This window comes from Paraburkholderia sp. GAS333 (genome assembly GCF_050435665.1).
In the GTDB taxonomy this organism is placed as follows: domain Bacteria; phylum Pseudomonadota; class Gammaproteobacteria; order Burkholderiales; family Burkholderiaceae; genus Paraburkholderia; species Paraburkholderia fungorum_A.
The window spans coordinates 15,113-35,177 of record NZ_JBNDKS010000007.1 but is presented as its reverse complement, the minus strand read 5'-3'; the positions used below and the strand labels follow the sequence as shown (position 1 = coordinate 35,177).

Annotated in this window: 21 protein-coding genes; 6 read left to right on the top strand and 15 right to left on the bottom strand. The window is 57.9% G+C overall.

Features of this window, described 5'->3' with window-relative positions:
- Nucleotides 1-152 precede the first annotated feature (152 nt).
- Nucleotides 153-1,952 carry a phospholipase D-like domain-containing protein gene (locus ABH945_RS29775; protein ID WP_429253018.1) on the top strand — a complete coding sequence of 600 codons (1,800 nt, stop codon included), beginning with the start codon at nucleotides 153-155 and terminating at the stop codon, nucleotides 1,950-1,952.
- A 146-nt stretch (nucleotides 1,953-2,098) separates the two neighbouring features.
- The gene (locus tag ABH945_RS29770; RefSeq protein WP_429253170.1) at nucleotides 2,099-3,010 is read left to right on the top strand and encodes a CHAD domain-containing protein; all 912 of its coding nucleotides are present in this window, start codon (nucleotides 2,099-2,101) and stop codon (nucleotides 3,008-3,010) included.
- Nucleotides 3,011-3,348: 338 nt separating this feature from the next.
- Here the strand turns inward: ABH945_RS29770 and ABH945_RS29765 are convergent, their stop codons facing one another.
- The 5 genes from ABH945_RS29765 to ABH945_RS29745 all read right to left on the bottom strand — a co-directional run bounded on the left by ABH945_RS29765 (nucleotide 3,349) and on the right by ABH945_RS29745 (nucleotide 5,848).
- Nucleotides 3,349-3,819, bottom strand: coding sequence for a nuclear transport factor 2 family protein (locus ABH945_RS29765; protein WP_429253017.1), 471 nt, complete (start codon nucleotides 3,817-3,819; stop codon nucleotides 3,349-3,351).
- A gap of 91 nt (nucleotides 3,820-3,910) precedes the next feature.
- A complete protein-coding gene (locus ABH945_RS29760) occupies nucleotides 3,911-4,237 on the bottom strand; it encodes a nuclear transport factor 2 family protein (RefSeq protein ID WP_429253016.1) in 327 nt (108 codons plus the stop codon).
- A 10-nt stretch (nucleotides 4,238-4,247) separates the two neighbouring features.
- Nucleotides 4,248-5,231 carry a saccharopine dehydrogenase NADP-binding domain-containing protein gene (locus ABH945_RS29755; protein WP_429253015.1) on the bottom strand — a complete coding sequence of 328 codons (984 nt, stop codon included), beginning with the start codon at nucleotides 5,229-5,231 and terminating at the stop codon, nucleotides 4,248-4,250.
- Between the two features lies 1 nt (nucleotide 5,232).
- Nucleotides 5,233-5,628, bottom strand: a complete 396-nt coding sequence (locus ABH945_RS29750) for a VOC family protein (RefSeq protein ID WP_429253014.1) — start codon at nucleotides 5,626-5,628, stop codon at nucleotides 5,233-5,235.
- A 73-nt stretch (nucleotides 5,629-5,701) separates the two neighbouring features.
- Nucleotides 5,702-5,848, bottom strand: a complete 147-nt coding sequence (locus ABH945_RS29745) for an SDR family NAD(P)-dependent oxidoreductase (RefSeq protein WP_429253013.1) — start codon at nucleotides 5,846-5,848, stop codon at nucleotides 5,702-5,704.
- A 135-nt stretch (nucleotides 5,849-5,983) separates the two neighbouring features.
- Here ABH945_RS29745 and ABH945_RS29740 point away from each other — a divergent pair, with 135 nt between their 5' ends.
- Nucleotides 5,984-6,871, top strand: coding sequence for an AraC family transcriptional regulator (locus ABH945_RS29740; RefSeq protein ID WP_074772852.1), 888 nt, complete (start codon nucleotides 5,984-5,986; stop codon nucleotides 6,869-6,871).
- Between the two features lie 658 nt (nucleotides 6,872-7,529).
- Here the strand turns inward: ABH945_RS29740 and ABH945_RS29735 are convergent.
- The 4 genes from ABH945_RS29735 to ABH945_RS29720 all read right to left on the bottom strand — a co-directional run bounded on the left by ABH945_RS29735 (nucleotide 7,530) and on the right by ABH945_RS29720 (nucleotide 10,498).
- Nucleotides 7,530-7,931: a VOC family protein gene (locus tag ABH945_RS29735; RefSeq protein WP_429253012.1), complete on the bottom strand. Its 402-nt coding sequence runs from the start codon at nucleotides 7,929-7,931 to the stop codon at nucleotides 7,530-7,532.
- 423 nt (nucleotides 7,932-8,354) lie between these two features.
- Nucleotides 8,355-9,011 carry an NADPH-dependent F420 reductase gene (locus ABH945_RS29730; RefSeq protein ID WP_429253011.1) on the bottom strand — a complete coding sequence of 219 codons (657 nt, stop codon included), beginning with the start codon at nucleotides 9,009-9,011 and terminating at the stop codon, nucleotides 8,355-8,357.
- The gene (locus ABH945_RS29725; RefSeq protein WP_074772859.1) at nucleotides 8,983-9,750 is read right to left on the bottom strand and encodes an SDR family NAD(P)-dependent oxidoreductase; all 768 of its coding nucleotides are present in this window, start codon (nucleotides 9,748-9,750) and stop codon (nucleotides 8,983-8,985) included. The genes ABH945_RS29730 and ABH945_RS29725 overlap by 29 nt, the downstream gene beginning before the upstream one ends.
- Before the next feature lie 13 nt (nucleotides 9,751-9,763).
- The gene (locus ABH945_RS29720; RefSeq protein ID WP_429253010.1) at nucleotides 9,764-10,498 is read right to left on the bottom strand and encodes an SDR family NAD(P)-dependent oxidoreductase; all 735 of its coding nucleotides are present in this window, start codon (nucleotides 10,496-10,498) and stop codon (nucleotides 9,764-9,766) included.
- A gap of 105 nt (nucleotides 10,499-10,603) precedes the next feature.
- Here ABH945_RS29720 and ABH945_RS29715 point away from each other — a divergent pair, with 105 nt between their 5' ends.
- Nucleotides 10,604-11,545, top strand: coding sequence for a LysR family transcriptional regulator (locus ABH945_RS29715; protein WP_429253009.1), 942 nt, complete (start codon nucleotides 10,604-10,606; stop codon nucleotides 11,543-11,545).
- 131 nt (nucleotides 11,546-11,676) lie between these two features.
- Entirely contained in the window at nucleotides 11,677-12,225 is a 549-nt protein-coding gene (locus ABH945_RS29710; RefSeq protein ID WP_429253008.1) for an N-acetyltransferase family protein, read from the top strand.
- Nucleotides 12,226-12,334: 109 nt separating this feature from the next.
- Here ABH945_RS29710 and ABH945_RS29705 read toward each other — a convergent pair whose 3' ends face one another.
- Nucleotides 12,335-12,862, bottom strand: coding sequence for a hypothetical protein (locus ABH945_RS29705; protein ID WP_074772873.1), 528 nt, complete (start codon nucleotides 12,860-12,862; stop codon nucleotides 12,335-12,337).
- A 490-nt stretch (nucleotides 12,863-13,352) separates the two neighbouring features.
- On the opposite strand from ABH945_RS29705, the gene ABH945_RS29700 reads away from it, so the two are divergent.
- Nucleotides 13,353-13,577, top strand: a complete 225-nt coding sequence (locus tag ABH945_RS29700; protein ID WP_429253007.1) for a hypothetical protein — start codon at nucleotides 13,353-13,355, stop codon at nucleotides 13,575-13,577.
- 256 nt (nucleotides 13,578-13,833) lie between these two features.
- Here the strand turns inward: ABH945_RS29700 and ABH945_RS29695 are convergent, their stop codons facing one another.
- From ABH945_RS29695 to ABH945_RS29675, 5 genes are all read right to left on the bottom strand, one after another.
- The gene (locus ABH945_RS29695; protein ID WP_429253006.1) at nucleotides 13,834-14,256 is read right to left on the bottom strand and encodes a GtrA family protein; all 423 of its coding nucleotides are present in this window, start codon (nucleotides 14,254-14,256) and stop codon (nucleotides 13,834-13,836) included.
- A complete protein-coding gene (locus tag ABH945_RS29690; protein ID WP_429253005.1) occupies nucleotides 14,246-15,340 on the bottom strand; it encodes a glycosyltransferase family 2 protein in 1,095 nt (364 codons plus the stop codon). Before ABH945_RS29690 ends, ABH945_RS29695 begins: the two co-directional genes overlap by 11 nt.
- Before the next feature lie 277 nt (nucleotides 15,341-15,617).
- The gene (locus ABH945_RS29685; RefSeq protein WP_429253004.1) at nucleotides 15,618-17,318 is read right to left on the bottom strand and encodes a glycosyltransferase family 39 protein; all 1,701 of its coding nucleotides are present in this window, start codon (nucleotides 17,316-17,318) and stop codon (nucleotides 15,618-15,620) included.
- Between the two features lie 283 nt (nucleotides 17,319-17,601).
- Nucleotides 17,602-18,627 carry an acyltransferase family protein gene (locus tag ABH945_RS29680; protein WP_429253003.1) on the bottom strand — a complete coding sequence of 342 codons (1,026 nt, stop codon included), beginning with the start codon at nucleotides 18,625-18,627 and terminating at the stop codon, nucleotides 17,602-17,604.
- 1,013 nt (nucleotides 18,628-19,640) lie between these two features.
- A complete protein-coding gene (locus tag ABH945_RS29675; RefSeq protein WP_429253002.1) occupies nucleotides 19,641-20,042 on the bottom strand; it encodes a PPC domain-containing DNA-binding protein in 402 nt (133 codons plus the stop codon).
- Between the last annotated feature and the right edge of the window lie 23 nt (nucleotides 20,043-20,065).

Sequence of the window (20,065 nt, the reverse complement as noted above, 5' to 3'; positions counted from 1 at the left end):
TCGTCACAACGATTCATCAGCCAGGCTGCAATCTCGGCATCGTTCAAGTCAGGCGAGCGCCTTGCCTCAAAACTGACGTTTTCGTCGCCTACTCTCGCGAGGTTGCCCTTTATCGGGCAGCCCGCCTCGCGCGCCTTCACACGGAGAGAGACATGTCGACGAAATGCATCGCGTTTTCGAATAATGATGTGATTCTGATTGCCTGGACGTTCGCGGATAAGCTCAAGGATTGCGTGGGTTGCGACGTTCGGCGCATTCCAGCCAGTTCAGCGAACACCGCCAGCGACGAAGCGCAGGGCGAGTCGTTACCCGCCATGGCGAGTTTTCCGGGTGATCCTGCCGCAGGCAAGGGCGGCCGGACCACCGCGCAGGCGCCCATCCAGAAACTCTTCTGGAAAGACCTGTATGTGACGGATCTCGCGTCGCCGGGGCCGTACATCTACCAGATCATTCCGCTGAAGGGAAGTTTCGACGCCAAGGGTGTCCCCACGCTCACTCCGTATCCGGACGTGCGGCCGCTCTTCTCAAATCCCGTGACGCTATCCGAAGACCACGGCCCTACCGGCGCGGAATCTTCATTGAAGGCTTATTTCAACCGGGGAATTCTCGCCACCCAGGCGCTCACTCACGAAGTGCCCGTTAGCAAACGTACGGGAGCGCCCGATAAAGGCGCGCTGTTAAAACGGATAGCCGACCCGAAAGACGCGCTGCGCAAATCTCTAGCGAGCGATCTCCTGACTGCGTTGCCCGCACTGCTTGTCGAAGCGAATAAGGAAGGCGGGAATTGTTATGCCGCTCTCTACGAGTTGAATGACGAAGAACTGGAGTCGTACCTGATTGGCAACAAGCGGCTGCACCTCATCCTGTCGAACACTTTCGATAGCGACAGCGGTGACCCCGATAAAGAAAACAAGCCGGCGAGAAAGTCTCTGCATCAATCCGGCGTCGATATCCTTGATCGAATCCTGCCTGATGGCAGCCATATCGGTCATAACAAGTTTGTCCTTTACCTGGACGGCAAGGGCAAGCCCGCCGCCGTGCTGACCGGCTCGACCAACTGGACGTCCACTGGACTTTGCGCGCAAACGAATAACAGCCTGATCATCCGTTCTCCAAGCGTCGCGCAGGCCTATTCGGATTACTGGGACAGACTGAAGCAGGATACCGACGACGCCAATGGCGACGCACACGCGTTGCAGGGAAAAACCTTCCGCACCGAAAATGAAACGCCGGTCAAAGTCGATGTCCCCGGAGCGGCGGAAGCGACCGTCTGGTACTCACCGAACACGTTGCAGAAAAACAAGCCCAAAAATCCCACTGCACCGGTCGATATGGCCGCCGTCGAGGAGCTGATCAAGGCGGCAAAACATGCCGTCCTGTTCCTGTGTTTTGATCCGGGTAAGCCGAGCGTTATCGAGGCGGCGGCCGAGGCTCTCGTCGCCAATCCCAATCTGTTCATACGCGGCGCGCTGACCAACGTCGAACGTGCGGGTAACTTCGTCATTGATCTGCACGACAACAACCGGAAACCAGATGATCCTGCACAGGTCATCCCGGCCACCGCGATCGACGACACCTTTGGCATGTGGGAAAAGGAACTGCTTAATGCGGGTCACGCGGTCATTCACGACAAGATCGTGGTCATCGATCCGTTCGACCCGAAAAACTGCACGGTGGTGGTGGGCAGCCACAATCTCGGGTACAAGGCGTCGTTCACCAACGATGAGAATTTCCTTGTCATCAAGGGAAATCAGAGCCTCGCGCGCGCTTACACCGTCCATGTTCTCGATGTGTACGACCACTATCGTTGGCGATATCTGCTTGCGCAGTACGGAACCAAAGATAGCTGGCAAGGGCTTCAGCCAAACGACAATTGGCAAAACAAGTACTTCCCTGCGTCAGGAAAAAAGCCGGACGCGGAATTGACCTTCTGGCTGTCTGCCTCTGATTAAGCGCAGTCGCCGCGCCGGATCTTTAATGTTCGGCGCGGCCAGATATAACCGCATGCTTCATTAATTCGTCACAAAAGAGGCGGATGGAAAAGGGCGGTGTGATAAGGTCTGAGCGAAACATGTTCTCGTCCGACCTTGGGGTTGAAATGGATCTGGATAGTGACTGGCGCCTGCCACGACCCAACACCCGATTGAAAGTATTGCGGCGACCGGCCGCTTCGTCACTTGCCGAAACGGAATCCGTTGCCGGCACCTTCTCGTTACTGGCGACGCCGGTGATTGCCGAAGCGGTGCAAAGCGCAAGAGCGTTATCCGCGAAAAGCGATGCCGAGGGTTTTCATCAACTTCGCGTCGCTTTCAGAAAGCTGCGTGCTCTGTACTGGGCCTACTCACCGTATCTTGGAGCAGAGGTGACTGCGGAGGCCGTCGAAGAATTCAGGCGTCTCGCTGCGGTGGCAGGCGGCACGCGTGACTGGGACATCGTCGGCGATCTCCTGAGTGCCGCGCAGGAGTCGGGAACCTCGCTCGAACCGCTCATGGACGCAGTCAGGCAGAAGCGTGCACAGGCGGTTGCGGATAGCCAGGCCTTGATCAAAAGTGCCGATATTGAAGCGTTTCTGCACGCTGTTCTGCTTGGCGCGCAAACCACGCTGCAGTCGTGTTGCAGTGATCTGCCCATTCGGACATTCGCTAAAAAGCGCGTCCGACTGGCGCGACGCACGCTGCAAAAGCGCAGTAAGCGTGCGGCACGTGGCGAGCCTACTCACGAGGAAGATCTTCACGACGTCCGCAAGGCAGGCAAGAAGCTCAGGTATCTGCTCGAATTCTTTCAGCCCGTTCTCAACGATAGTCGCGGACGCGACATCAAGGCATTGACGTCAGTGCAAAATAAGCTGGGACAGTTCAATGACATTGCCGCGAGTGAATCCCTGATTCGCAGTTCGACATTCAACGAGGTTCCCGCTGGAGTTCTTCAGGAATCACTCCAATGGTTGGCGAAGCAGAAATGCCGGCGTATGCGTGCCGCGTCCCGGCGGGTTCGGGCGATGGCTCGCTGAGGCTGTCGCGAGTCGGAACGCCAGGATAGAACTGCCGTAGTGTTCGACCGCGTTGCCCGCACGCAAGTCCTGCGTCATCATCGATCCGCCTGCGCTGTCACGAGTTTGTCAAGAGTCGGCCTTGAATGCAATGAGGTCATTGGCGTGGTTCGGCTTCACAAATGCGCTTGATAAGCGGCGTGAGCGCACGCTACTCGCTCGGATGTGCGAGTCGATGAGTCAATCAGCTTTCACGTGTGGCGAGCTTCCACCGGCGATCAACCAGCGGATTGCGATACCGCTAAAAGCGACTGAGTCATCTAGGTCCCCTAACGAATCAAACGGGTCGGGGCGCCGCCCTATACGACAGAAAGAACAGCAGGATCTCCGGAGCGCCAGACGTTGTCGACCGTATTCCGCGTGATGACCCAGATGTCTCCCTCTCTCGCCAACTCGACGTCGTAGCGATTCTTCATCAGATAATGGCGCGTGTGATCGTTCCGTGGGACGTGCTGGGCTTCCACGAGCGCGTCCAGGTGTGCTTGATCGCCGTCGATAGTGACACGCGGGTTTGTCACAGAGTGCGTCGTATCCAGTGTCGCAAGGGAGGTGGTCAAAGCCGCGACGATAACGTCTCTGCCCTCGATGACCGGATAGTCGAACCCGGCTTTAGCAGCAGCCGGACGGAAGTCCGATATCGCGTTCTCTGCGAGAGACGACGATAAAAGGCTTTCGTCACGAAGATCGATGCCGGCGGTAAAACGATAGAGGGCATCGACGACCGCAAGCTTGTCTGCGGTCTCGCTGATTAGTGATGTCGATAGGGTCATGGGAGTTGTCCTTGCTGTTCCGGAGGCTTGCAAAGTGAAGCCGTCCCCGGCATCGGCGCGTTTGCATGCGCCAGGTGTTGCGCTGCGACGGTTAATCGAGATCGGCGTCGATGCGCTCGATGAGGCCGTTAGCGTCGGCAGTGATCTTGAGCGTCCCGATCTCGTGACCAAAGTCGCCGGTAAAATCGAGGCAAACGAGCGCGTTGGAGTTGTCCAGCCTCTCGAACGATAAAAGCTTGCTGGTGGTTTTATAACCAACGAAGAACTGTTCGAGGTAAAGGCGAATACCTTCAGTGCCGACAAAGGCATCGCCAACCGAAACATCGTCAATGACAGCGTCGGACGTGAAAAGGATCAGCGCGCTCTCGACGTCGAAAGCGTTAGCGGCCTGGATGAATGTATCGACGAGCTTCTGCATGGGCGGCTCCTTACAGGTCGGTGATGCTGGTGTCGGCGATTGACCTCGCGAAGCCGTTGCCAAACAGCAGCGCGGGGGTCTGGAAACCCGGACGGACCTCGCCGGACAGCACGCGCCGGCCTGCCTCGGCGGCAGCGGTCGCCGTGAACGTGTAGCCATTGACCGTATCGAGAACCGATCGGACGACCGTGCCGTCGGAGTCAGTGACCTCGACCACGGCCTGATACCGATTGGCCAACCGTTCCTGCTCGCTCGGTCCGTCTGGAAGCGTCGAGAGATCTCCTTGCGGAAATCCGTCGCCCGTCACGTGGACGAAGGTCTCAATGTCCGGAACCTTTGTCGACCGCCAGAGGGTGATGAGATCGGGAAGCGTCACCTGAAAGCAGTCGACGGCACCCTTGCCGAAGTCGAGTTTGCAGATGGCTCCGGCTGACCGGACAACAAGCTTTCCGTCTGCACGCGCCAGAGTTTCGGCGGTGACGCTTTCCATGGCGCTGAGGGCCGAGCCTCGGGACAGACCACCTGAGACATGCAAGGCCACCTTGATACACGAGGGATTCTTCGTTCTCGCAACCGCGTGTCCGGCAAGGCAGCCGAGCATCGCGACGCTGCCTCCGCTGCCCGGCAGGAGCATGACGCCAGCAATTACAGCCTCGACGTCGAGCACTTCCGCCCGACGATAGCCGTCAAGTTCCGCGGCGACGTCGAGATAATGGACACCATTGCGGATACCGGCTTTCATCATCACTTCGGCGGTCCGGATGAACGGGCCCGCGCAGTTGAGGAGAACGCCGACGTCGTCCAGTGACCGATCAATCACCGTGGTGTCGTCGAGTGTGAAGACCCGATACTCGACATCGAGCGTCGCCGCGAGCGCTGCAAGCGTGGCTTCGTTGCGTCCTGCAAGGATAAGCGGGGTGCCCGCTGTCGCGGCGTGTTCGGCCGCCATACGGCCGGTGTAGCCCGTCGCGCCGTAAATCATGAGTTTCTTCATGTCAGTGCTGCCATTCCTTGTAGACGAATTCGAGGGTGTAGCCGTCGGGGTCGCGAACCTGAGCCGCGTAGTAGCGAGGGTCGTAGTGAAGCTGCGGAGCGGGCGGATGGACTTCGGTGGCGCCTGCCGAGATCGCTGCCGTGAAGGCCGCATCGACCTCGCGCTGGCCATTGGCGACGAAACCGACATGGGCTGCGCGGCCTTCGACCGTACCTTCACGCAGCCAGAAGAACACGCGGCCGTTCGCGCCGAAACCCTTGAGATCGGGATGACCGGCAGGGCCTTGACTGCCGTCGTAGTCGAGCGCATGGACGATGCCGAGCGGTGCAAGCGTCTTCTCGTAGAACGCAATCGAGCGGTCGATATCGCTCACAGATAGAAAGACGTGGTCGAGCATGATTCCTTCTCCTTTATTAGATGATGTAGCCGCCGGCCACTTCGATGTTCTGGGCGTTGATCCAGCGGTTCTCTTAGGACAGCAGGCTGGCGATGACGCCGCCGACTTCGTCCGGGTTGGTGTTGTAAGTGACGACCACGCCCATCCCGCGTTTCGCGCATTCGAGTGCGGTGCTGGCCCCAATGCCGCGACTGCTTCCGGTCACGATGACGATCTTCATGCATCTCTCCTGCTATGTATGGTGTAACAGGAGACTACGGATATCGATCACCATGCACTCACCCGATCCTCCTCGAAACTTGCCTATTTCTGCTTTCTCCTTGCTTACCCAGGTGGCCCCTGTTAGGGTCGGACGATGGACAAGCAACTGCAAGAACTGAGAGCACTGGCTTCCGGGGCCGAGAACAGGCGCACGGAAACCGGCATTCCGCGTATCGCGATGGTCCAGGGTGAAATCCCCGAGCACCAGCTCGCCGCTGTCTACGATCCAATGGTCAACCTGATCCTGACGGGATCCAAAACGATGACGGTCGGCGACCGGACCTTTCGCTATGATCCGGCGACCTACTTCGTCATGTCTGTCGATCTGCCGGCCGTCGGGTCCGTCCATCCGGCCGCGACTGGCGAACCGTATCTTGCGGTCAGCCTGACTCTCGACTCCGCTATCGTCGCGGCGCTTATCCGCGATTTGCCCGCGCAGGTCTGCAGCACGCTGTTCGGTTCGGGGTTCTCGGTTGCGCCGGTTAATGGCGAGCTTCTCGACGCCTGGATTCGAATGCTCCGGCTGATGGAGCGGCCGGACGAGATCGCAGTGCTCGCGCCGGCTTACGAGCGGGAGATTCTGTTCCGGGTGCTTCAGGGGCCGCTCGGCTGGATGCTGCGAGACATCGCATCGCCGGACACGGCGCTTGCGCGGATCGGAGTCGCAATCAACTGGATACGACGCAACTTTACCGAGCCGATCAGGGTGGATGCGCTGGCCGAAATGGCGGCATTGAGCGTGTCGGCGTTTCATCGCCATTTCAAGGCAGTGACGGCGTTAAGTCCGTTGCAGTATCAGAAGCGAATCCGGTTGTTGCACGCGCGGTCGCAACTGATCTCAGGGCAGGGAAGCGCGACGTCGATCGCATTCGGGGTGGGCTACGAAAGCCCTAATCAGTTCAGCCGGGAATATGCCCGTCTGTTCGGCCTGCCGCCTTCCAGAGACCTTGCGAGAGCGACGCAAGAACTTCGGAACGTATGAGAGCCGTGCGAAAGATCTGGCTCGGGCGGTTTTGGCCCCGTGAATCGGACATTCCACGTGAACCTTCGTTGAAAGGTATGACGCGGTCATCCGTATTCGGCCGCTCGATCATCAGGTATCTGAATGGTTTGGCCGATAGAACCCGTTAGTTGGCGGAGTAGGGACATGACAAAAAGGCTTGCCAGAAAAGGGTTTCAGGCGTTCGAGCAATGTCCGTGGAAATCTCACGCGGGATTAGCATTCGCATGATCCACGACGAAATTGATCCATGGAATAGGTCGATGATCCTGAGATTGGCGGCGCCGGAACCTCGGCGAACTTTTCAGGGAACGATTCCCTATTCGGCCATTGCGGTCACTGGGGCGTGCCGCTTGTGCGTCAGCAATGTGGCGGAATGCTGACGCTGGCCACAGCGACCAATTCAACGGCAGCATCCTGCATTTACGAACTCACCCTCCCGACCCACTTCGGTCAGATGACTTTCTCCAAACCGGTCACCCAGCCAGATTCAGATTTTCGATCTGGAGCATCGATAAGCAGGCGCTGGGAACCTCATCCTATCGGCCAGTTTGAGACGTTCGGATCAGCTGCTAGATCGTCGAATTTGTGGGCACATTGAAGGCTTACCTGCATCCGCGCGATGCACGTCCCAAGACTTCTAAGCCGGTGCAACCACCTCGACTTTAATGCGATCAGGATCCTCGCAATAGAGTGCGTAGTGTTCTGGTCCACCGGCGAATGGGTGCCGATCTTCGTACAGGAGGCGGAAATTGTTCTCCCGTATCCAAAGCGTTATCTCATCGACCTGCTGGCGTGAGGCAGCAGAGAATGCAAGATGATTCAATCCGACGCGTCTACGATCGTGTCCGTCCGCCGACAGCGACTCGCTGGCTTGAACAAAAACAATATATGTGTCATCGAGTTTGTAACTCCGGCCGCTGTCCCAAGCTTGGTATTCGACATATGCAAATCGCTCGAGAAGTGGCTTCCAGAATTTTAGCGAGACTTTTAGTGAAGCGACGTTTAGCTCAATGTGGTGCAGCCTACCGGGTAAGGGCATGAGTGGTGACTCCGATGACTCAATGAGCGCCTACGCTGCCGTAATTATTTTTCGTTCGCAAGTGGGACAAAGGAAAAATTTCCTGCGCAAGCTTCATATGGTGTCCACACGCAGCGGACGACATCGCGAACGTTTGCTCTCTGCGGTCTTGATCGTCCCATATGCGCCGTCAAGACTCATTCACCTCCTTCCGAAACCCGACACTCGCCCGCATCGCAATCCGAGCGACTGAAAAGCGGTGCGTCGCTGTCGCGCGGCAGCTGAACTACGAACATCGGCAGTCGCGCGAACTCTGCTCATGGTGAGTCCGTCAAGTTGCAGCCACGATGCGTCATTCCTGAGCCTTCCCGTTGGGACGGTCAAACTTCGGTTGTGCCGGGTAATCCGCTATTCGACCTGGCGGATATTCCCGGCAGTTGTTATTCATCGGTCGAACTTGATCAAGTCCTTGAAGATCAGTTGCCCCCAGCTAGTTCCGCGAGCATGAACGAGCAGCCCGCCTTCAGAAGTCCCGCCAAGTTCGACTGGCGCGAAACCGAGTCTTGCCGCAAGCGCACCAACTTCCGTTGCGGCGCGGTTGTCGTCGCTCGAGAGAAACACGACTCTCCGGCCACCGTGTACGGCCGGGTCCTGGCCAAGGACGGCCGCGACCAGATGGTTGAAGCCTTTGACCAGATCGGCCCCGGTGAACGCCTTCGCGACGACCGCCGAGGATGGGAGCCCGTCCAGCTCCTCAAGCGGGGCTTGAGTGTTCATTGCGTCGATGATGATCTTCCCTTTCCAGTCGGTCAGCGTCTTTGCGACCTCCGGGTGCGACTCGAAACGGACAGCCAGAAAGACGACTTCCGCTTTGACGGCTTCCGTCAGAGTTGTGGGAATGATCGTGGGCCCGATCGCGGCCGCATCGGATGCAAAGCTCGCCGGGTCACGCGTGGTTGCAACGGATACTTCGATGCCGCTGCGGGCAAACGCCTTGGCCAGAGCCTGGCCGATCTTGCCGAAACCGATGATTGCGTAGCTCATGAGATTCTCCTTTGGTTTTCCTGCGCGGTCAGAGCTTGTAGCCGCCGCTCGCTTCAATCGTCTGGCCGGTCACCCAGTGACCATCGTCGGAAGCCAGGAACGCCACGACGGCGGCGATTTCTGAAGGTTCGCCGAAGCGTCCCAGCGCGATTTCGGCCTCGACTGCCTTCACGAGCTCGGGATTCTCCCGGAAGGCGGCGTTCGCGTCCGTCCGCGTGTAGCCCGGCGCGACAGCGTTCGCAGTAATTCCGCGCGGCCCCAGCTCGGCCGCGAGCGTGTGGGTCAGGTTGTTGATGGCCGCTTTGGCCATCGAGTAGACGGGTGCTGCCGTGACGGGCTTCGTGGCGGCAGCAGAAGAGATGTTGATGATGCGTCCACCATCGGCGAGACGATCCAGAGCGGCCTGAACGATGAAGAAAGGTGCGCGGGCGTACACCGCCATCAGGGTGTCCCAACTGTCCGGTGTCGCGTCCCTGAAGCCGACCCAGCCAGAATTGCCGGCGTTGTTGACCAGAATGTCGAGGGCTTTGCTTCCGTTGCGCCGGGTGAATTCGTCGTCGAGTTTCTCGAACAGGGCCGGGACGCTCGCCGGATCAACGAGATCTGCATGGATCGCGAACGCAGCGCCTCCGGCTTTCTCGATTGCCGCGACTGCCTCGTCTGCTGCGGATTGACTGGCGTTGTAGCTCAGTGCGACCGTCGCACCGTCCTTTGCAAGACGTTCGGCGATGGCGCGGCCGATGCCACGCGATGCTCCTGTAACGAGAGCGGTTTTGCCCTTTAGTGAGTGTGCCATTTGATTGCTCTCCTCAAAGTTGCGCCAGACCGCCGTCAACGGCAACCTCGCTGGCTGTCATGAAGCTGCTGTCCGACGATGCGAGAAAGGCCGCCACCGCCCCGATCTCCGCCGGGTCAGCCATGCGCAGGAGCGGAGTCATCGAGGCGAAGACCTTCTGGCCTTCCTCGCCTAGCGCCTCCTTCGCGAGTTCGGTCGCGGTCGCCCCGGGTGACAGCACGTTGACCCGGATGCCGCTGCCCTTCAGGTCTTCCGCCCAGCTCCGGGCGAGGTTACGCACTGCCGCCTTGCTCGCGCTGTAGGCGCTCATTGCCCGGGCGCCGGTCGTGCCGGCGCTCGATCCGGTCAGGATGATCGAACCGCCCTGGCTCATCAGCGGCAGCGCTTTCTGGACCGTGAAAATGGTGCCCTTCACGTTGGTGTCGAAGGTTTGGTCGATGTGTTCAGCGGTAATCTGCCCGAGCGGAAGCATGCTTCCCGCCCCGGCATTGGCGAAGACGATGTCGAGGGTCCCACGTTCGGCCTTTACCGCCGCGTACAGTCGATCGAGATCCGCCAGATCGGAGACCGAGCCCTTCACCGCGCGGGCTTTCGGCCCGAGGTCGGCCACGGCCGCATCGAGCGCTGCTTGCCGGCGGCCGAAGATAAATACGAACGCGCCCTCGTCGATGAAGCGCTTTGCCGCCGCGCGGCCGATGCCGGTCGCGCCGCCGGTGATTACGGCAGTCTTTCCATTTAACCTGTTCATGTGATGCGTCCTTCAAAACAAAGTGAGAACCTCGATTCTGGAACGCTTGATTGATGAAGACAATTGACTGAATATCTATCAATCCCATCTACTTTTTAGATAGCCATGCTCGACAACGTTACGATCAATCAACTTCGGGCTTTTGTTGCCGTGTGCGACCAAGGCAGCTTTTCCGGGGCTGCGCGCGAATTGATGCGTGCGCAGTCGGCCATCAGTCACGCAGTCAACGCGCTCGAAACTGCCTTTGACGTCTTGCTGTTCGAGCGCAACACGCGCAAAGCGACGCTGACTCCTGCGGGCCGCAGCCTCCTGCCCGATGCGCGCGGCGTGATCTCCCGCACCGAGGAAATGAAGATGCGCGCGGTGTCGATTGCCGAAGCCGGTGTGCCGCAGGTCTCGATTGCCGTCGATACCTATTTCCCGCGTGCGCTTCTGATCGAATCTCTGCTTACGCTTCAGGCGGACTTTCCGACGATCGCCATCAATCTGCGCATGACGACGATGCAGGGAGGCGAGCGTCTACTTCTCGACGGCGCGTGCGCGTTGGCGGTGACGATCGCGGATGTGCCGGAACTGGGCTCAGGTGCGATAGAAAGGCTGCATCTATGTGACGCGCAAATGGTGACGGTCTGTGCGCCATCGCATCCGCTAGCCGCCATTGCAGGGCCGGTCCCTCGCGAGGAATTCGGGCGGCACATTCAGCTTGTCGTCACCGACAATCAACCCGATGCGGAAAAGACACAACAGGGGGTCGCCAGTGAGCGCCAGTGGCTCGTGAACGACCTCGGCGCGAAGCACGATTTGCTGAAGGCAGGCCTGTGCTGGGGGCACATGCCGCATCATCTGGTTGCGGAAGACCTGGCGACGGGAACGCTGGTCGAAGTCCGACGGCGCGCATGGCACATGCGCCCCCTCACGTTCATGATCTCGCAGCGACGCGGGTACTCGTTTTCCGAATGCGAGACACGGCTGGTCGAGCTCTTTGGCAAGCGTCGTCCCTCCGCGAAGGGTGGGAAGACCATGGCCCGCGTCAAGCGTGGTCGATGATGGGTTGTGCCGCGAAGTGGCGGTTCAGGACGTGGTGTGGGTACCGGTCAGGTTCCGCCAACACCGGCCATTCCCTTTGTCCGCCCAAATCGGTGACAATCCCGCAAGTGCAAAATCACCAAGGAATTGGGATGACAGCAATTGTTCCTTTGACGGTCTCTGATTTCGAACGTTGGGCGGAGCATATGAACCGGCAGATCGCTGAATCAGGACGCGATGGTCGTCCGTTTTTCTCTGCAATCGAATCCGTTGACTTCAAATCACCCGAGCGACGCGCACGTTTTGAAAAAGGCTTGGCAAACCCTTTGGCTCAGCCGACATGGTTGCGAGCGTGGGCAGTGGAATGTCCCGACTCGCGCTTCATAGCACATCTCGATTTATCCGGATCGGGCATATCGACGGAGTTACATCGTGCAAGCCTTGGCATTGGAGTCGAGGAGAGTTTTTACCGCAAGGGCTTAGGGCGGCGGTTGATGAAAGAGGCTATAGATTTCGCTATGCGCAATGGCATCGAATGGATAGACCTTTCCGTGTTCAGCGACAACTATGCCGCGATTGAACTTTACCGCTCCTTGAGTTTCGTCGAAGTTGGACGACGGATGGACAGGTTTCGGATATTCGGGCGCTCTGTTGACGACGTCACGATGACCCTGCGGATCGGAAGGTTAGTAACGGTCTAGCACAGGCCACATGCGGTCATCGGGTTGCGAACTCGAAAGCCGACGTTCGAGGCTTTCAGCACTGCACAGAATGCTTCTTTCCCACTTGGATACGGCAAAAAGCTGAGCATTAGGACGAAGCTCGTTGAGTCGGATATTTCTCCCATCCTGCATCTTTGATATTGAGCAACTGCGCAATAGAAGCGCGAAGCTCATTAACTCTCGACTCTTGTTCGCCACGCGCGAGTGCAAATTCCTGTGTCGACATGTAAGTCGTCTGAACCTCGATTGTGTCCCAGGAGTTTTCAACTCCGAGTTCCAGCGTTAGACCCTGTATGGTCCAACGTGATCGAATCCAGCGTACCGCATCGATATCGATCAGTTTTGCGTGTACCCGGGCATCTACGATCCATCGCTCGATGCGCATTGACCGTGGATGACTTGTGAACACACATACTTCACTTGAAAGCAGTCCCAGCAGCCAAACCACGCTACATACTGCGGCAGCAACAGTGGTCGCCGTGACGGAAAGAAAATGGCCTGCTCGGAGCGCGAAAATCACCAAAAAACAAACCATTAACACGACAAGCACAGACAACGCTTTTCCCGATGTGCGCGGGATCGTTAGCGTCTTGTTTTTAGTATCGGCATCGTCCATGGTCGTCGCCCCCGTTGGTAATATTCACTGCTCTTTCGGCCTGATATCGGGACGATATTAACATTCTCTCTTTGGCTCTCTTGCATAGGCTTTCAAAGCGATGCCATGACCTGCGTGGGGCCACGGCTCATCTGGCCCATCAATGGCAGCTAGCAAACGACGTGCGAGTCCGTTCCGGGTCCCCTAGGGGCGGTCGTCCGCAACAGCTCGCGGACGTGCCGATGCAAGATGCATGAGGCAGTGTGCGGCCAAAATGCGACGTTCGCTTGAGTTGTCCATCGGACGTTCAAACTTCCGTTTCAGGTTGGAAGATGCCGATCAGAACAAGCGAGACTCTCTACACTATGAAAATCGACATTCACGACGGGCGCCCGGTAAGTGGCAAGACAGAATTATCCGCCCATTGCATGGGCATGGGTTTCAGGCGGTAATGGGGCTACGTGAAGGCCAGTTATATTAAGATAACTCGGCAAACGCTTAAATAGACTCAATGGACGAACTGCAAAAACGTCAGCAATTCCGGAAACAGGCCAACGATGTCGTTCGCCTGACCCTATCGCGCATCCGCGCGGAGCAACGTCGGCTCGACAGTCTGCACTTAGGAAGCGACGAACACCTGGCTTGCGTGGAGTCTCTAGGCGCCTTGCGGCACAGCCTGTCGTCCATGCTGATGTTGCATAAAAACAGCGAGGAGTCGTGTATCAGTGATACTTGAAAGCGAAATATTGGGTGGGTATCGTCTGCTGTCCGGGAAATGGTCGATCCCTTCCTGGGGCGTGTTTAATGGCTTGCTCCGTTGAGAGCGGGCTTTTTTTCGCTTGTCACGTGCTGAGGTCCGGGCAAGGGACGGTGCAAACGTCAGCATGCCGAGGACGTTGTACGCTAGGTTGCGCCTTCGAAGAAGAGTGGAGGCTCCAGAACAGACTAGCACCCGCCCTTCTTCAAGGTCTATGTAGATCGTTTAGGCGCCGCTACGAATCGAAACCGGCATCGGCCACAGGGCGTCGTGTCTTGAACGTCCAGGCGGAATTGATCAGATACGTCAGTACAAGGACCAGGGTGCTCGCGACGACTTGTGCGAACAAATAGTTAACGTGATGATCTTCTGTGAGCGCTTTCATCACAAGGCCGCTCACGACCACGCCGACGCCCGCGATTGCCGCGAATTTCGGCAGCGTACTCAGATGACTCGCGGTGGAGCGGAACGTAATGCACCGATTCAGCCAGTAGTTGACAAGCGCGCCGACAATCGCACCTGCCATCGATCCAACTGCGGCAGTTGTCAGGTTGAGCCGGACCAGCGCAATCAGTACGAGGTATTGCGCCACCGTCCCTGTCGCGCCAACAGCGGCGTAGGCAACAAAGCGCGCAGCAGGACGGCGCTCAGACATCATGGGCGGTGGACTGCTTCTGGTAGCGGCTTCGCACGAGATATACGGGGCGCTTTTTCGACTCGAAATAGATCCGTCCGATGTATTCTCCCAGCACACCGATGCCAATCAACTGCACGCCTCCAAGTAACAGGACCACAGTCAGAAGCGACGCGTAGCCTGGCACCGCAACGCCCAGAATCAGCGTACGCGCAATCAGAAACGCTGCGTACAGGAACGCGCCCATTGCGACCACACTGCCGACGTAGGTCCATACGCGCAGCGGCAAGGTGCTGAAGCTCGTGAATCCTTCCAGCGCGAAATTCCAGAGTTTCCAGCCTGAGAATTTTGACGTTCCGGCCGCACGAGGTTCGCGAACATAGTCAATGACTGCCGTCCGGTAACCTACCCAGGCAAATAGCCCCTTCATGAAGCGCCGTGTTTCCGGCAGCTTCTTGAGTGCCTCTGCCACCTCACGCGTGATCAGGCGGAAGTCGCCGACGTTCTCCGGAATATGCGTGTCACAAACGGCGTTGTGCATTCTGTAAAACTGCGCGGCCGTCATCCGTTTCATCGGCGAGTCGGAATCACGGTTGCTGCGGCGGGCGAGCACCACGTCGTAACCTTCGCGCCACTTGCTCACCAGTTTTCCAATTACGTGCGGCGGATCTTGCAGATCGGCATCGAACGGAACGATCACGTCGCCCGACGCTTCGCTGAGGCCGGCGGACAGCGCAGCTTCCTTGCCGAAATTCCGGGTGAGATCGATCACCCGGATGCGCTCATCCACCGCGGCGCGTGCCAGCAGCGCGGACAGCGTGTTATCCCGGCTGCCATCGTTCACACAGACAACTTCGAACGTGATGCCGTGGATCATCTCCAGCACGGGCAACGTGGTGTCGAAGAACTGCGAGATCATTTCTTCTTCGTTGTACATCGGTACGACCAGCGAGAGGTGCACCGTGTCCGTGTTGATCTCCGGAAACGCGGCATTCGCCGGCGAGGAACTCGACGCTGCGCGATAGTTGTCGCCAAGACGCGACGGGTCCACATAGCGCTCCCTTAACAGGGGAGCGTCGAGTTGCTGTTCGCGACCGATTGTATCCATTGTTTGCCTCTTTAATCGCCGGAATTGCGCCAGTCAGCCGATCCGATCGCGCAGCGACGCGCGGCGGGACAACCTGACGCAATTTAGCCAACATCGGGATACAGGTTCGTTCGCTATCACACACAACCTTCAGGCCCCGATTGGTCACGCGGCCAGGCCTGAAGCGGGTTCGCCGCCACAGGATGACAGACAGTTTTTCCTGCGACGGCAAATCGTATGATCTTTCCCGCACCTTCTCCCGCTACTCTCACCGGAACTGCCACGGCTCTTCGCTGGCTCACTCGAACAGTTCTGGCCATAGCTCTGGCGTGTGATCGTCATGTACCTGCACCGGCTTTCGCAGCGAAAGTATCTCGTTGCGGATCAGTGAATCAGGGTCGTAGAGATCCGCCCCTCTCTGAATCAGCCATACCCGGTGATGGGTGGCGAGCGCCTGCTTCACCAGATCACGATCGGCTGGAACGATGCCTGGCGCGGCAAGGTTGCTTGGATACGGGCGGTCCATGTCCGTTGCAGGGAATGGCGACGGTACAACCAGCAGATCAGGGAGCTTGGCAAAGTTCTTGGCGTAGTACTGCACGGCCACTTGCGTATCGTTCGGAACTAGAACCAGCAAGTCGCCACTTTGATAGTGGTTGGCAACTTCCGCGACACTTGCACGAAAATCCTCTTGGGGTTTGGTCAGGTAGAACATCATGGTTTGCGCACCGGCAAGGAGTAACACCGCGACAAGCACCGCCGCCCGGCTGAGATTGCGCGGCATTGCCCACACGAACCCCAGCGCAGCCAGAAACAGGATCGGCGTCACCATCCACTCGAAAAGGCGGTCGATAAAGACGGGTCGTATGAAATAGCTGAAAGCGAGGGTTATCAGGAAAGGCACCAGCAACAGAATCGCCAGATGCACGGCAACCGGGCGGCAGGAGCGCCACAGACCGATATAGCCGGCGGCACACAGCACGAACACCGGCACCATAGGAAGTTTGCCGCCGGCCGCAAGTGACCATGCCGTGGAAAACTCAAACCAGCTGAACTTGACCCAGAACGCCGATTGGACGTGTTTCGTGGCGAGAAGCAAAAAGCTCACATAGGGTGACCAGAGGGCCAACGCAATGACGAACGGCGCTGCAATCGTCAAGGCCGAGCGTAGCCGGTTGCCTGGTGTCCAGAACACTACCGAGACCAGTAACCCTAGTCCAATACCGAACACGACCAGCACGGCCGTATTGTGCGACCACAACGTCAAGCTGGCGGACAGGGTCAGCCCGATCATCGCGGGCCTGAATAGGGCTGGTTTGTTTGCCGCGCCTGTTTTAAGGGCTGTACTGTCTGCGATAGCGGCTGGTTGCCGGCTGATGAGATGCCTGAGCACGATGACCGAGCAAAGTATCGCAATTGCCGTCGTCAACGTTTCGATTGCGTACGGACGTGCCAACTCTGTGTAGAGCACATTTCCTTTATTGACCGACAGAAAAATCGAGGCGATAAGTCCGGCTCGCTCGACTTGCGGTCCGGCACGCAGCAGCTTGCCGCTGACGGCAACCAACAGTATCGTAGCCACACCTGCGAGGACCGACAGGATGCGTAGCGCGACTTCCGTTTCACCGAACCACCCCATCCAGATCTTGAGGATCGAGTAGTACATCGGCGGATGTGTCTCATACAACGGGACGACATGCCAGAGTTCGTGCCATGGTCGTGAAGCGAACCAGACGCTATAAGTCTCGTCCAGTTCCAAGGGGCGGCTGTGCAGCGTAATCAATCGCAGGCCGAATGCGATCAGGCTGATCAGGATCGCTAGGCTCCAGAAGGTGCGCGCTGATAGCGGCGTGGGGCCGCACAGCAGCTCATGGATGAACGAACCGGGACGCCCAAGGCCGGCGGATACGGACGGGTCTTGCGCCGATGCCGGAGCAGAGTCGGTGGACCGGCTGGAAAGATCCGGTCCACGCGGTGTAGTAAGAGGTTGCGGCTCCATATATGACACTCCGTTGGCGTCTTCTTCAGGTTAATGGCGCAATGGCATGGCCTTAGCCAGCGCGCCGTCCAGGTTTCTCGTATGCCTTGATACCCAGTCGATGAATGACCCGTCGCTAGACATGCTCGACCTACGCAACTGTCCCGGTGCTAGTGCGTGTCGATTTCTTTCGTCATGAAGGACGGAAGCTGTGTAGGGTCTCTTCTGGAGCGCGTCATCAGTCTCAACGCGAATTTTTTCTCCGGAATTTCGATCAGACGATAGGACACGGTCGCCAGGGCGATCACGGCAAGGAATGTCGCAAACGCCGAAATAACGCCTGCCAGACTGCCAAAAGTGTGCGGCGGAAAATGCCTGAGTCCGTCGCACGGGGGCATAAAGCAGAAAGTGAACGAGATAGATCAAAAGGAAATCTCGCCGAGGAAAAAAACATGCGATTGCCGAACATGACGTTCGCGGCCCTGGAATTTCCGAAACACGCAAGAACCGTTGCAAACAGCAGAAGATAGACGACCAGGTCGTGAAGTCCCACGCTAAAAGCGGCGAGCGCACCAATCACCGATAAAAGAGCAAATAGATTGGTCGTCACCATTGCTCTGACTTTGGGTAGGCTGAAGAGCCGGTATGCGAGCAGGCCGAACGTAAAACCTGCGGCGCATCGCATGAGCGGATATGGCGTGTTGCCGGTGATGACGTCGAGAAAGCCATTGCACACGATGCCGCAGTTGCGGCTGCCGATCGAAACAGTCAGTAGAAGCACGACGCTCAATCCTGCCATCGCCCACGCTATCGCCGGCCGGCTTCGGATGGTCAATGCGACCAGCACAGGGAACGCCAGATACACAGCCAACTCGACGCTTAAAGACCAGGCTGGCTGAACGATGCTGTTCGAAATGCCCCATGACTGGACGAGAAACAGATTGGCGACCATCGCCGTGGGTTCCAGGGTGGACGGCAGCGGAATTCCCCGAGCGATATGTCTGCTCAGATCGAAGGCGGTCTGCACAAGCGTGACGGCAAGATAAAGCGGAAAGATGCGGGCGATACGCTTCTGAATGAAGTTGATATAAGGCCTACGCCCCGCTTGAAGCGTGGCCGTCGACGCATAGGTGAGCGCCAACACCATTCCACTGAGCATGAAGAACAGGTCGACGGCCAGATAGGCGTGCCGCCACGGCCGGATAGCGGCGTCGGCATTGTCGAGGTAATGCAGCGCGACGACGGATAGGGCGGCGATACCGCGCACACCTGTCATCGGCCGGATTTCACCGGTGCTAGCCGAATTCGAACGAGCGCCTGTATTCTCCATTGTCACTCCGCTGAAAGCCTGGTTCACGCGTCCGCACTCGATACCCGCTCGGCCAGCCAACGAGCGATCCGAGCCATCAGTCCAGCCGTGATTCTTGCTGCGCACAAAAAGTCCATCGGTGCGCTAGCGCTCATTTAACAAAATCCACCATCCAGCGTTTGCGTGAATTAACGTGCTGGCGGGGTTATCATTTATGAAGCGGTCACCGAATTACGTTACTCTTCAGATCGCAACTTTTGTGCTCGCACAACCGTCACCATTGAACGAGCGCTGATGGCAAACATCGCGTCAACCTCTTGCGACCGGCGTGACGAGCCAACGCACCTTCGGCGTGGATGTTCAGGCTCACGAACCATCGTCGTCTGCGCCGGTATTCTGACCGACGGTCCCGCAAGACAGTGGGCTCGCACCATTCACGCCTAAACGTTGCAAGATGCAGCTGAACTTCCACTCGCCGACGGGCGACCGTACCTCGCTCCGTTCCGTGTGTCTTCTAGGAAACGAGGTATTGAGGTATTTATATTGCGATAAGTCTTTCCGCATACAGGCGCTATGGATGGCGCCGAGGCGAGCAGCAGAAAAGCCTAGCAACTGCGGACATCAACCTAGAACGCTGCATGACATACGACGTAATCACCACCACCAGGGTTATGCCAACCGGTCCGTATTGAATTCATTTCCGAGCCGGCGCTGCGAAATGAGAAGATGATCGACTTAGGCTATACCGCCGTGATTTCGATTTATAAAGACGTGGACTCGAAGGCGCTCCCTCACAACCGCAGCCTTGCGATTGGACTTTGGGACGGCGCTCGTCTCCTTGTGGAACAAGTTGAGACAGGCATACGGCTCGTCCAGATGATTCACAGAGTCCGACTTCTGCTAGTCAGCCGTCGCAGATTCGAGTACGGCTGTTAGACCTCGGAAGCGGTCGGCGACTAGTAGCAGTGTGAAGGTCAGCAACGGGTCGAAAACCTCATTCGTCAGCGCGTCCAGACGGGTACGTCGAATCTACTTCAACGTGGTTCATTTCGTATCACCAGTTCCATGAACCCTGAACTTAGGTCGTGCTCACGGGAGAAGCAATGTTCAGGAAGAAGCGCCAACAAAATCTCCGCTGTTGTACGGACGGTGCAACCGTGTCCAACATGACCACCACACACACGACCGTGTGGATCGGAAACCGACATGTGCAAATGCGCTCCATTAGTTGATATGGACCCCGCGAGCGTCAGGATTTCCAGATCGTCGCACAGTTGAGTCAGATTCTGATCCCCGGCAAATCGAAGCTGGGCAACGCTGAGACTTCCGATGCCTTGGATAACGAAGGCCGCTTGCACCTTGAGGTGAAGCAGCACGCCTTCGAGGGCGACTCGGAGATCGTCGCCGGGATAGAGGCGCAGAGGATGTGCTTGCATCGTGCAGTTCCGGGTTTGAGAGT